General features: G+C 61.4%; 11 protein-coding genes. 3 read left to right on the top strand and 8 right to left on the bottom strand.

The window, feature by feature from the left end; all coding sequences use genetic code 11:
- Positions 1-25: 25 nt before the first annotated feature.
- The 8 genes from rseP to rpsB all read right to left on the bottom strand — a co-directional run bounded on the left by rseP (position 26) and on the right by rpsB (position 7,751).
- Positions 26-1,372 (bottom strand): RIP metalloprotease RseP, encoded by a 1,347-nt coding sequence (rseP, locus tag MLC59_RS09895; protein WP_248233902.1) that lies wholly within the window; start codon positions 1,370-1,372, stop codon positions 26-28.
- A 33-nt stretch (positions 1,373-1,405) separates the two neighbouring features.
- A complete protein-coding gene (ispC, locus tag MLC59_RS09890; protein WP_248233870.1) occupies positions 1,406-2,617 on the bottom strand; it encodes a 1-deoxy-D-xylulose-5-phosphate reductoisomerase in 1,212 nt (403 codons plus the stop codon).
- The gene (locus tag MLC59_RS09885; protein WP_248233868.1) at positions 2,614-3,456 is read right to left on the bottom strand and encodes a phosphatidate cytidylyltransferase; all 843 of its coding nucleotides are present in this window, start codon (positions 3,454-3,456) and stop codon (positions 2,614-2,616) included. The genes ispC and MLC59_RS09885 overlap by 4 nt, the downstream gene beginning before the upstream one ends.
- 124 nt (positions 3,457-3,580) lie before the next feature.
- Positions 3,581-4,354, bottom strand: coding sequence for a polyprenyl diphosphate synthase (uppS, locus tag MLC59_RS09880; protein WP_248233867.1), 774 nt, complete (start codon positions 4,352-4,354; stop codon positions 3,581-3,583).
- Between the two features lie 38 nt (positions 4,355-4,392).
- On the bottom strand, positions 4,393-4,950 hold the full coding sequence (gene frr, locus MLC59_RS09875; RefSeq protein ID WP_248233864.1) for a ribosome recycling factor: 558 nt from the start codon (positions 4,948-4,950) through the stop codon (positions 4,393-4,395).
- Positions 4,951-5,063: 113 nt separating this feature from the next.
- A complete protein-coding gene (gene pyrH / locus MLC59_RS09870; protein ID WP_248233862.1) occupies positions 5,064-5,792 on the bottom strand; it encodes a UMP kinase in 729 nt (242 codons plus the stop codon).
- 204 nt (positions 5,793-5,996) lie between these two features.
- Positions 5,997-6,866, bottom strand: coding sequence for a translation elongation factor Ts (gene tsf, locus MLC59_RS09865; RefSeq protein ID WP_248233860.1), 870 nt, complete (start codon positions 6,864-6,866; stop codon positions 5,997-5,999).
- A gap of 132 nt (positions 6,867-6,998) precedes the next feature.
- Complete coding sequence (rpsB, locus tag MLC59_RS09860) at positions 6,999-7,751, bottom strand: 30S ribosomal protein S2 (protein WP_248233858.1); 753 nt, start codon at positions 7,749-7,751, stop codon at positions 6,999-7,001.
- Positions 7,752-8,094: 343 nt separating this feature from the next.
- Here rpsB and map point away from each other — a divergent pair, with 343 nt between their 5' ends.
- From map to dapC, 3 genes are read left to right on the top strand one after another with little or no spacing between them, the layout of a single operon-like run.
- Positions 8,095-8,865, top strand: a complete 771-nt coding sequence (map, locus tag MLC59_RS09855) for a type I methionyl aminopeptidase (protein WP_248233855.1) — start codon at positions 8,095-8,097, stop codon at positions 8,863-8,865.
- Positions 8,866-11,514 carry a [protein-PII] uridylyltransferase gene (locus MLC59_RS09850; protein WP_248233853.1) on the top strand — a complete coding sequence of 883 codons (2,649 nt, stop codon included), beginning with the start codon at positions 8,866-8,868 and terminating at the stop codon, positions 11,512-11,514.
- Complete coding sequence (dapC, locus tag MLC59_RS09845; protein WP_248233852.1) at positions 11,511-12,707, top strand: succinyldiaminopimelate transaminase; 1,197 nt, start codon at positions 11,511-11,513, stop codon at positions 12,705-12,707. Before MLC59_RS09850 ends, dapC begins: the two co-directional genes overlap by 4 nt.
- The last annotated feature ends 44 nt before the right edge of the window (positions 12,708-12,751 follow it).

Here is a 12,751-nt window from a genome sequence, read left to right as displayed (position 1 = left end):
TATGCGCGTAAGGAGCTCGCAATTCTCACAACCGCATCAGGTCGTTGTAAAGAGCAAACACCATTAAAGTCAGAATCATGGCCATGCCGATTCGCAATCCCAGCGCCTGTACCTGTTCAGAGAGCGGGCGCCGGCGGATGGCCTCGATGGTGTAATAAACAATATGGCCGCCATCCAGTACCGGTATGGGCAGCAGGTTAAGGATGCCCAGACTGACACTCAGGTAGGCCAGGAAACGGACGAAATCCTCAAACCCGGAGCTGACACTGGCCTCCGCCACCCGGGCTATGGTGATCGGCCCGCTGAGGTTGGTTGGCGACAGCAGGCCGGTAATCATCTTTTGTATCGCTACCAGGGTCAACCGGGTATCGGACCAGGTTTCCGAAAATGCGTTGGGAATGGCAGCCAGGGGACCGTACCGGACCTCCCGCAGCATGTCGTCCGGCCAGCTGACCTGCGCCACGCCGGCGCCCACGTAGCCCTGCTCGGCGCCGTCCACCTCTCGGGTGTCGGGAGTAACCTGCAGGTTAACGGTTTCACCATTTCGCTCTACCTCGAGCGCGAGGGTCTGCTCCGCCGACTGCTGGATGATTTCCACCAGGGCGAACCAGTCCGCCACCGGCTCTCCGTTGGCCGAAACCACCCGGTCGCCCTGCTGCAAACCCGCTGCCTCGGCACGGCCACCACTGACCACCTGGCCGATCTGCGCCGGCACGTCAGGTCGTAACGGGCTCAGGCCGAACTGGCCGAGGGGGTCCGGGTTCTCATCCGGCAGCTTCCAGCCGTTCAGCGTGGTGGTCAGTGTACGCTCACCCTGGCCATCGCTGATGGTAAAGCGGACCTCATCCTGCTCACCGGCACGCTCCAGCAGGCGCATGTTAATGTCCCGCCAGGAGGTCACGTTGCGGCCGTCCACCTGGTGGATTTCCATGCCCGACTGGAGCCCCATACGGTCGGCAATGGAGCCTTCGGCAATGTCCCCGGTCACCGGTGCAACGGTGGTGAAGCCCACCACGCTCAGCAGCCAGTAGGCGGCAATGGCAAAGATGAAGTTGGCTGCCGGGCCCGCGGCGGCAATGGCGATGCGCTGCCCCGGGGGCTTGGAGGTAAACGCCTCGTGGCGCTGTTCTTCCGGCACCGGACCTTCCCGCTCGTCCAGCATCTTGACGTAGCCGCCCAGGGGAATGGCCGCTACGGCAAACTCGGTGCCATGGCGGTCGTAGCGGGACCAGATCGGATTACCAAAGCCCACGGAGAACCGCAGTACCCGCACACCACACTTGCGGGCCACCCAGAAGTGACCAAACTCGTGGATGGTCACCAGGATGCCGAGGGTGACAATCAGCGCCAGTACTGTTTGCAGAATGTCCAACATACGATCCAGTGGCCTCCGGCCGTTAAAGCATCAGTGCGCCAGGGTGCGCCTGGCCAGGCGCTCGATTTCGGCCCGGGCCTGTGCCCGTCCGTCCTGGTCGGCCGCCATGATGGCGTCGAAATCATCCGCCGGCTGTGACGGCACCCTGACCAGGGTACGCTCTATGATAACCGGGATATCGGCAAAGCAAAGCTCCCCGGCCAGGAAGGCGGCTACCGCCTGCTCATTGGCCGCATTCAGTACCGCAGGGGCCGTCCCACCAGCTTCGAACGCCTCCGCAGCCAGGCGCAGACAGGGGAAGCGGTCGACATCCGGCCGCTCAAAGTGAAAGCGCCCCAGGGCAAACAGGTCCAGCGGTGCAACACCGGCATCCACCCGCTCCGGCCAGGCAAGGCCGTTGGCGATGGGTGTGCGCATGTCCGGGCTGCCCAGCTGGGCCAGCACCGACCCGTCCACATACTCCACCATCGAATGAATAATACTCTCGGGGTGCACATGCACTTCAATCTGGTCCGGATGTGTGTTGAACAGCCAGCAGGCCTCGATCAGTTCCAGCCCTTTGTTCATCAACGTGGCGGAATCGACAGAGATTTTCTGACCCATGGACCAGTTGGGGTGCTTGCAGGCCTGCGCCGGGGTCACCTCACGGAGCATGTCCGGGGTGTGATTGCGGAACGGCCCGCCGGAGGCGGTCAGCAGGATGCGCCGTACCCCTGCACCGGGCAGGTCCCTTACACGCTCCGCCGGCAGGCACTGGAAGATCGCATTGTGCTCGGAATCGATGGGCAGCAACAGGGCGCCGGAACTGGCCACGGCGTCCATAAACAGCTGCCCGGACATCACCAGGGCTTCCTTGTTGGCCAGCAGCACCCGCTTGCCGGCCTTGACCGCTGCCAGCGTGGGCGACAGGCCGGCCGCACCGACAATGGCGGCCATGATGGTGTCGGCCTCGCCTGCCACAGCCACCTCGACCAGCCCGGCTTCACCGGCCAGCACACGGGTATCCGGGAGCGTCGCCAGCGCCTTGTCCAGCTGTTCTGCCGCATCCGCATCCGCCATTACCGCGACTGCCGGCCGGAACTCCCGGCACAGGGACGCCATTTCGTCCACATTGGTGGACGCGGTCAGGGCATAGACCGAGAATCGCTCCGGATGCCGTCGCACCACGTCCAGGGTGCTCAAGCCGATAGACCCGGTCGCACCCAGTACGGTGATATGACGCTTGCCGTTGCTAACAGTCACAGAATTGCTCCCGGAGACAGCCAACTGATCAGGGTAATGATAAGGGCAAAGACCGGAATAGCCGCCGTCAGGCTGTCAATACGATCCATGATGCCACCGTGGCCGGGCAGTAACTGGCTGCTGTCCTTGATGCCCCGGAAACGCTTGAGCATGCTCTCAAGCAGGTCTCCGACAACGGAAACCGCTGCCACCACGACGCTGGCGACCAACAGCATCAGGGTATCGACAACGCCGGCAGCGGCTACCATACCTGCCGCGATGGCCAGCAATGCAACCGCCGCCAGGCCGCCCCAGACCCCGGCCCAGGACTTGCCCGGGCTGACCCTCGGCGCAAGCTTGGCCTTGCCGAATGCCTTGCCGGAAAAGTAGGCACCGATATCGGCAACCCAGACCACCAGGAAGACATAGAGAATCGCCAGCAGGCCACTGTCCAGTTTACCGAACACCAGGGTACCGGTACGCATATGGTTCAGCCCGACCCAGGCCGGCACGAGAACCAGCAGGCCCATCACGCCCCGGATAACCGGGTTGCTCCACAGGGCGCTGGCCTGCGGATACACACGCACCATTTGCAGTGCCACCAGCCACCACGCCAGGCCCAGCCACAACACCGGCAAGGTGGGCAGGTTATAGACCAGTACCAGGATAAGGGCCACCAGGGCACCGTAACCTGCCCGGGCGGGACCACTGGTGTAGCCGGCCATATTGGCCCACTCCCAGGCACCCAGGGTAATCGCCACGGCGGTAAACACGGCAAAGCCCAACGGCGGCAGGAAGAAGATGCCGATGATGGCAATGGGCGCCAGGATCAGCGCCGTCAGAATTCGGGTTTTGAGCACGTCGCTATTCGCTCTTGTCCTTGACTCAGTTCAGTTTATTGTTCTGTTGGCGCGGGTGGTTGCCTGGGTCACGGGTAGCTTTCCCGCCCTCGGGAACCACCTGGAATGCCTTGTTACTGAGTAATTATTGCTGGGCAGCCAGACGCTGGTCCACCTGGTCGTCAGTCTGGCCAAACCGGCGTTTACGCCGGGCATAGGCTTCCAGGGCCTTGCGCATTTCTTCACTGCGAAAGTCCGGCCAGAACACGTCGGAGAAATAGAACTCGGTATAGGCCAGGTGCCACAGCAGGAAGTTGCTGATGCGTTGCTCACCGGCCGTGCGGATCATCAGATCCGGCATCGGCAGATCACCGATGGACAGGTACTGCTGGATGGTGTCGTCGGTGATGTCCGACGGCGCCAGCTCACCCGCGGCGACCCGGGCAGCCACCTTGCGGGTGGCCTGGGTGATGTCCCAGTGACCACCGTAATTGGCGGCAATCACCAGGGTCATCAGGGTATTGTCACGGGTCAGCTCTTCCGCCCGTGCCATGTGCTCCTGCAACAACGAGCTGAACGCACTTCGGTCACCGATAATGCGCAGACGGATGTTGTTACGGTGAAGCTTTTTCACCTCCCGCTCCAGCGCAAACAGGAACAGGCGCATCAGGGCAGAGACTTCATCCTCGGGACGTCGCCAGTTTTCGCTGGAAAAGGCGAACAGGGTCAGCACGTCAACCCCTTCCCGTGCACAGGTCTCTACGACCGATCGCACCGAGTTCACGCCCGCCTTGTGGCCAGCCACTCCATTGAGCCGCCGGGCCTTGGCCCAGCGGTTATTGCCGTCCATGATGATGGCGACGTGGCGCGGAACCTTGCCGGCTTCCACCGGTATGTCCGCTGTTACTGAATCCGTCATGCAGTCCCCTGATACCGAGCGGGTATTCCTTCCGGCGGTTATACCGCCATCAGGTCATCTTCCTTGGACTTGAGCGACTTGTCGACCTCGGCGATATACTGGTCGGTCAGCTTCTGGATCATGTCTTCACCACGACGCTGGTCGTCTTCGGTGATTTCCTTTTCCTTGACCAGTTCTTTCAGGTCGTTATTGGCGTCGCGGCGGGCATTGCGGATGCCTACGCGGGCGTTCTCAGCGTCGTGCTTGGCCTGCTTGACCATTTCCCGGCGGGTTTCCTCGGTCAGCATGGGCATGGGCACGCGGATCAGGTCACCGCTGGTTGCGGGATTCAGGCCCAGGTCGGAAGACATGATCGCCTTCTCGATGGTGGGAATCAGGCTCTTTTCCCAGGGGGATACCGCCAGGGTACGGTTATCTTCGACGTTTACGCTGGCCACCTGTTTCAGCGGTGTCTCCTGGCCGTAATAGTTAACGTATACGCTGTCCAGGATCGCCGGATGGGCGCGGCCTGTACGGATCTTGTTGAAGGCGGATGAAAGGGCCTCCAGGCTCTTCTTCATGCGCTTTTCAGCATCGGATTTGATTTCGTCAATCACTTTGCGCGTCCTCGCTTGTCTGTATGTCTCTGCCCGCGCCGGTCCGACGCGGAGCATGAATTCGTTTGCCGGAGCGACTGGCTCAGCCCGCTTTCTGCTCCGGTACCGGGCAGTTACTCGACGAGGGTACCTTCCGGCTCGCCGGTTACGATACGGGTGAGCACGCCAGGGGCGCTCATATTGAACACCCGCAGCGGCATGCCATGGTCCCGGGCCAGGCAGATGGCGGTCAGGTCCATGACGCCCAGTTTCTTGTCCAGCACTTCATCATAGGTCAGACGGTCGTATTTCACCGCTGAAGGATCTGTCATGGGATCGGCGGAGTAGACGCCGTCCACCTTGGTGGCCTTGAGCACCGCATCTGCCTCAATCTCGATGCCCCGCAGGCAGGCGGCGGAATCGGTGGTGAAGAACGGGTTACCGGTACCGGCACAGAAGATCACCACGTCGCCGTCCTTGAGGTCCCTGACCGCGCGGCGACGATCATAGTGTTCCACGATACCACTCATCGGGATCGCCGACATGACCCGGGTGCGGATATTGGACCGCTCCAGGGCATCACGCATGGCCAGGCCATTCATAACGGTGGCCAGCATGCCCATGTGGTCACCCGTCACCCGGTCCATACCGGCCGCGTTCAGGGCCGCACCCCGGAACAGGTTACCACCACCAATCACCAGCCCCACCTGGACACCAATACCGATCAGGGCACCGATTTCCAGCGCCATCCGGTCAAGGACCTTGGGATCAATCCCGAACTCGTGCTCACCCATCAGGGCCTCGCCACTGAGCTTGAGCAGAACGCGCTTGTATCTGGGCTGGGTTTTGGATGATGCTGGCATGCTGTTCCCCTCGTCGCTGGAGTTTCTGGATACTATGGACCCGTATCTGACATACCCCTCATGCCGTGGCAAAAGGGGCATCTCAGATACAAGCCCGCCACGGCAGCCCGGGCGAACCCGCACTGGCGTGGCAGACTGAGGGGGCTCCGGCAGGTTCCGGAGACCCCGTCGGGATGGCGGATACCACCCCGGGGGTCAGCAGACTCAGGCCTTGCCGGTACCGGCAGCGGCAGCTACCTCGGCAGCGAAGTCCACTTCTTCCTTTTCGATGCCCTCGCCCACTTCCAGGCGAGTGAAGCCAACCAGCTCAGCACCGTTGGCCTTGAGCAGTTCGCCAACAGTCTGGTCCGGATTCTTCACGAAAGGCTGCTCCACAAGGCTGTTTTCCTTGAGGAACTTCTTGATGCGTCCGCCCATCATCTTTTCAACGATCTCGGCAGGCTTGCCTTCCATGTCCGGCTGGGCCTTGATGATGTCTTTCTCTTTTTCCACTTCCTCGGCGGGCATGTCTTCCGGCTTGCCTACGCGGGGGTTGACGGCAGCAGCGTGCATGGCAATGTCACGGGCAGTTTCCGGGTCACCAGCGGTCATGGCCACAACAGCGGCAATCTTGTTGGTGTTGTGCACGTAACCGCCTACAACCGGGCCTTCCACCTTCACGATACGACGAACAGTGATGTTCTCACCGATCTTCTGTACCAGCGCTTCGCGCTTGGCTTCCAGGTCACCTTCCATCAGCTTGGCAACGTCGGTCTCGCCACGCTCGAAAGCAACGTCCAGAACGTCGTTGGCGAAGTTGACGAAGTTATCGTCACGGGCCACGAAGTCAGTTTCGGAGTTCACTTCCAGGATGTAGGCCACGGTGTTGTCGTCGGAGATCTTGACCAGGGACACGCCTTCAGCGGCGGTACGGCCAGCTTTCTTGGCGGCCTTCAGGCCGGACGACTTGCGCAGCTCTTCGATTGCAGCGTCAACACTGCCGTCAGCTTCAACCAGTGCCTTCTTGCACTCCATCATGCCAAGGCCGGTGCGCTCACGGAGCTCTTTGACCATTGCAGCGGTAATAGCAGCCATGTTCAATCCTCTTAACAGTTAGAACCGGCCGGGCCTGCATAGGGCCCGGCGGTTGAATCCAGCGAAAGGGAGGCGGGTCACCCTCGCCCCCCATTCAATCGGGTCAACGTGATAGCCGTATGACCAGCAGCGTTACTCGGCTGCAGGGGCTTCGCCGGCTGCGGGCTCTTCGCTGACTTCAACAAACTCGTCAGCAGCACCACCAGCCTGGGCGGCTTCGATGCAGGTGTCGGCAACGGCCTTCACGTAGATCTGGATGGCGCGGATGGCGTCATCGTTGCCCGGAATGACATAGTCAACGCCGTCCGGATCGCTGTTGGTGTCGACAACGCCGATAACGGGAATGCCCAGCTTGTTGGCTTCCTTGATGGCGATGCGCTCGTGGTCAACGTCGATCACGAACATGGCGTCCGGCAGGCCGCCCATGTCCTTGATACCACCGATAGAACGCTCAAGGCGGTCCATCTCACGGGTACGGTCCAGGGCTTCTTTCTTGGTCAGCTTGTCGAAGGTACCGTCCTGGCTCTGGGCTTCCAGGTCACGGTAGCGACGGATGGACTGACGAATGGTCTTGTAGTTGGTCAGCATACCGCCGAGCCAGCGGTGGTTGACGAACGGCTGGCCAGCACGCTCGGCTTCTTCCTTGATGATCTTGGCGGCGGCGCGCTTGGTGCCGACGAACATGATCTTGTTCTTGTTCTCTGCCAGCTGCTGAACGAACTGCAGCGCGTCGTTCATGGCAGGAACAGTCTGTTCCAGGTTGATGATATGAATCTTGTTGCGGGCGCCGAAGATGAACTTCGACATTTTCGGGTTCCAGTAGCGAGTCTGGTGACCGAAGTGAGCACCTGCCTTGAGCAGGTCACGCATATTTACCTGAGCCATGATAGTTACCTTTTTAGCTTCGGGTTAGTCCTCCACACGTCCGATTGCTCCAACCTGAGCGGCCTTCAGGCCATGAAACAGGCACCCTGGAACAACGTGCTGACGCGTGTGTGTTTTTGCCGGCAACGCCGGGGCTGACCCCGGGTTCGCATTTCGGCGGCGCGTTTATACCATAAACTGCCCCTCCGGGACCAGTCTTTCGTGCTTCCTTGTACCTGTCGTGGCAGCCCCTTAAAATAGGGTCTTCGCCCCGCCTGCACTCAGCGGCAGAGACCGCGCCGGCAGCACAAGCCGGCCAAGCGCGGCTCCACCAGGCGACGCCATTCATTCAGCAGGAATTCCAATGACTGTATCCATCAAGACTCCGGAAGAAATCGAGAAGATGCGTGTGGCTGGTCGCCTGGCGGCCGAGGTGCTGGAAATGCTCAACGAGCACGTAAAGCCCGGCGTGACCACCGAGGAGCTCGACCGCCTGGCCCATGACTACATCGTCAACGAGCAGCAGGCCATTCCGGCGCCCCTGAACTACAAGGGATTCCCCAAGTCCATCTGCACCTCCGTCAACCACGTGGTCTGCCACGGTATTCCGACAGAGAAAAAGGTGCTCAAGGACGGTGACATCATCAATATCGACGTTACCGTGATTAAGGACGGCTACCACGGCGACACCAGCAAGATGTGGATTGCCGGCAACCCTAAGCCGGGCACCGAGCGCCTGATCCGCATTACCCAGGAGTGCCTGTACAAGGGCATGGAACTGGTCAAGCCCGGCACCCGCCTTGGCGACATCGGCCATGTAATCCAGGAGCACGCGGAGAAACACCGCTACTCCGTGGTGCGGGACTTCTGTGGTCATGGCATCGGCAAGGTCTTCCACGAAGAGCCCCAGGTCATGCACTATGGCAAGCCCGGCACCGGCATGGAGTTAAAGGAAGGCATGACCTTCACCATCGAACCCATGATCAACCAGGGCAAGTATCACACCAAGGTGCTCGGGGACGGCTGGACCGCCGTGACCAAGGACCACAAACTCTCCGCACAGTGGGAGCACACCATCCTGGTTACCGCTGACGGGTATGAAGTCCTTACCAGGCGCAAGGAAGAGTCTTTCTGAGTGGACACCACGGTTCTCACCTATCAGATCGCTAACGACCCGTCCCCGGTAAGGGCGGCACGGGAGCTGTTGCGGGAGGCCTATGAGGCTGACGCCCATGCCTTTCGCAATGGCGCCGATGTTCGCGAGCTGGTGAAGTCCCGGGCCGATACCGTTGACCGGGTACTGAGAACAATCTGGAACCGCTACGACTTTGCCCGCTCCTCCGACATTGCCCTGCTGGCCGTAGGCGGTTATGGCCGCGGGGAGCTGCACCCCCATTCCGACATCGACCTGCTGATCCTGACCCGTGACGGCATTGCAGACAGCTGGCACGACGATCTTGGCGCCTTTGTTACCCTGCTTTGGGACCTGAAGCTGGATATCGGCCATAGCGTGCGCAGCCTGGACGAATCCCGCCAGGCCGCCCGTGACGACGTCACGGTACTGACCAACTTGCTGGAAACCCGCATGATCGCGGGGCCGGAAGAACTGCGCACGGAGCTGACCCAGGCGGTTTACTCGGACGAAGTCTGCAGCGATCGCAGCTATTTCATTGCCAAGCGGGAAGAGCAGCTGGCCCGCCATCGCAAGTACAGCAACACCGATTACAACCTGGAGCCCAACCTCAAGGGCGCGCCCGGTGGCTTGCGGGACATACAGAACATCGGCTGGATTACCAAGCGCCACTTCGGCCTCGACAGCATTGCCGACCTGACCAGCTTCAGCATTCTCACCCAGGAAGAACACGACATCCTGCTCAAGGGTGAGACCTTTCTCTGGCGCCTGCGCTACGGCCTGCAGCTTATCGCCGACCGCAACGAGAACAGGCTGCTGTTCGATCACCAGAGGGCCCTGGCGGACATGCTGGGCTACAGGGACAAGGGCCGCAAGCTGGGCGTCGAGCAGATGATGCAGGTGTATTACCGCACCGTGCTGGCCCTGTCGGAGCTGACCGACGTCATCCTCCAGTACTACGACGAGGCCATCCTGCAGCGGGACCAGGAAGCAAAGATCCAGCCCCTGAACCGTCGCTTCCGTATTCGCGACCAGTATATCGAGGCCATCAACACCCAGGTGTTCGCCTATGCCCCCTACGCCATTATGGAAATCTTCCTGCTGATGGCACAGCACCCGTCCATCAAGGGCATCCGGGCGTCCACCATCCGTGCCCTGCGGGCCCACCGGCACCTGATTGATGACCAGTTCCGCAACGACCTGGCGGTGACGTCCCTGTTCATGGAACTGGTGAAGACACCCCACGCCCTGGACGAAACCCTGGCCCACATGAAGAAGTACAATGTGCTGGGGCGCTACCTGCCGGAGTTCGGCCAGATCATCGGCCAGATGCAGTACGACCTGTTTCATATCTATACCGTGGACACCCACACCCTGCGGGTGATCCGCAACATGGTGCGGATGAACCACCCGGAGAGTCGCACCGAGTTCCCGCTGGCGTCACGACTGGTGCATCAGCTGCCCAAACCGGAACTGCTTTACCTGGCCGGCCTCTACCATGACGTGGCCAAGGGCAGGGGCGGAGATCATTCCGAGCTGGGCGCGGAAGACGCGGAAGCCTTCTGCCAGCGACACCACCTGAGCGAACGGGACACCCAGCTGATCGCCTGGCTGGTGGAAAACCACCTGCTCATGTCCATGACCGCCCAGCGCAAGGACATCTCCGACCCGGACATCATCAACGAATTTGCCCGGGCCGTGCCCAGCCAGGTCCACCTGGACTACCTGTACATACTGACGGTCTGCGATATCAGTGCGACCAACCCCAAGCTCTGGAATACCTGGCGGGCATCCCTGTTGCGCCAGTTATATGTGGAAACCAAGCGAGCCCTGCGCCGCGGTACTGAAACCCCGTTCAACCGGGAGGAATGGGTGCGGGCCACCCAGGCAGAAGCCCGGGGCATCCTGAGCGCCCAGGGTGTCACCGATGAACAGATCGACCGCATCTGGGACACCCTGGACGAAGAATACTTCCTGCAGGACTCCACGGTGGATATCGCCTGGCAAACCGCCGCCATCATCCGCCATGGGAACGACCCGGAGCCACTGGTCCTGATCCGCGATACCCGCGGCGGCCCCACGGATGGCTACTCCCATATCGTGATCTACGTGAAGGACCGGGTCGCCCTGTTTGCCGCCACGACGGCGATCCTTGAGCAGCTTAACCTGAACATCGTGGATGCCCGTATCAGCGTGGCCAACGAAGGCCCCTGGTCCATCAGCTCCTATGTGGTACTGGATGACCAGGGCCAACCCCTGGGCAAGGACCCGGCCCGCAAGGAGCGCGTCCGCAAACGGCTGGAGGACGAGCTGGCTGCACCGGACGACTACCCGGAAATCATTCAGCGACGCACGCCCCGGCAGCTCAAGCACTTTTCATTTCCCACGGAGATCACCCTCTCCAACGACACCTACAACCAGCGCACGGTTATAGAAGTGATCACCCCGGACCGCCCCGGCCTGCTGGCCCGGGTTGGCCAGGTCCTGCTGGACCACCGGGTACGGCTGACCAACGCCAAGATCGCCACCCTGGGCGAGCGGGTGGAAGACGCCTTCTTTGTCACCGACGAGCACGGCTGGCCGATCCGCGACCCGGAGGTTTGCCAGGCCCTGCAGGAAGACCTGCGCACCATGCTGGATAACATTCAATGAATCCCAACCTGTCCCGATTACACCCCTACCCGTTCGAAAAACTGGCCAGGCTGAAGGCCGACGTGGTGCCCCCCGCAGACATCACCCCGATTTCCCTGGGCATTGGCGAACCGAAACACCCCTCGCCGGAATTCGTGAAACGGGTCATCGCCGACAACCTGGACCGACTGGCCAACTACCCCACCACCGGTGGCATGCCGGAGCTGCGCCAGGCCATTGCGGACTGGGCAACTCGACGGTTTCACCTGAACCCGGGCACGCTGAAGGCCGATGGCAATGTGGTACCGGTTAATGGCACACGGGAAGGCATCTTCTCGTTTGTGCAGGCGGCCATCGACGCCAGCCGCCCGGCCACCGTGGTCAGCCCGAATCCCTTCTACCAGATCTATGAGGGGGCCGCCCTGCTGGCCGGTGCCACGCCCGTATACCTGCCCTGTGATGGCAACAACGGCTTCATACCGGATTTTGATGCCGTACCCGAGAGTGTGTGGAAAGACTGCCAGATCCTGTTCCTGTGCTCGCCGGGCAACCCCAGCGGTGCCGTGATTCCACGGGAGACCCTCGTGCGGGTGATCGAACTGGCCGACCAGCACGACTTCATCATCGCCTCCGATGAGTGCTACTCCGAGCTCTATCCGGACGAGTCCAACCCGCCGGAAGGCCTGTTGCAGACCTGCGCCGCCATCGGCCGGGACGACTATGCCCGCTGCGTGGTGTTCCACAGCCTGTCCAAGCGCAGCAACCTGCCCGGCCTGCGCTCCGGCTTCGTGGCCGGCGATGCCAGCATCCTGAAAGACTACCTGCGCTATCGCACCTATCACGGCTGCGCCATGCCCATCCACAACCAGTTGGCCAGCATCGCCGCCTGGCAGGATGAAGACCACGTAAAGGAAAACCGCGCCGCCTACCGGGCCAAGTTCGAGGCGGTGGTGCCTATGCTGCAGCAGGTCATGAAGGTGGATTTCCCGGACGCCGGGTTCTATCTATGGCCGGAAACCCCCATGAGCGACGAGACCTTCGCCCGTGATCTTTCCGCCGAACAGAACGTGCATGTGCTGCCAGGTCGTTATCTGTCCCGCACCGTGGACGGTTACAACCCCGGCGAAAACCGCGTGCGCATGGCGCTGGTGGCGCCGCTGGAGGAGTGTGTGGAGGCGGCTGAGCGGATCGTGCGCTTTGTTAATGATTACTGATTGATTTGCCACGGAACCCGCGGCCCTTCGACGGGCTCAGGGCG

Source organism: Marinobacter bryozoorum (assembly GCF_023156245.1).
Lineage (GTDB): Bacteria > Pseudomonadota > Gammaproteobacteria > Pseudomonadales > Oleiphilaceae > Marinobacter > Marinobacter bryozoorum.
Note: the sequence above shows the minus strand (reverse complement) of the source record. Positions and strands in the feature narration are given on the sequence as shown.

Excerpts from the sequence above, each read along its gene's own strand:
- rpsB (WP_248233858.1), bottom strand. The coding sequence starts at position 7,751 with ATGGCTCAGGTAAATATGCGTGACCTGCTCAAGGCAGGTGCTCACTTC.
- uppS (WP_248233867.1), bottom strand. The coding sequence starts at position 4,354 with ATGACGGATTCAGTAACAGCGGACATACCGGTGGAAGCCGGCAAGGTT.
- pyrH (WP_248233862.1), bottom strand. The coding sequence starts at position 5,792 with ATGCCAGCATCATCCAAAACCCAGCCCAGATACAAGCGCGTTCTGCTC.
- tsf (WP_248233860.1), bottom strand. The coding sequence starts at position 6,866 with ATGGCTGCTATTACCGCTGCAATGGTCAAAGAGCTCCGTGAGCGCACC.
- map (WP_248233855.1), top strand. The coding sequence starts at position 8,095 with ATGACTGTATCCATCAAGACTCCGGAAGAAATCGAGAAGATGCGTGTG.
- dapC (WP_248233852.1), top strand. The coding sequence starts at position 11,511 with ATGAATCCCAACCTGTCCCGATTACACCCCTACCCGTTCGAAAAACTG.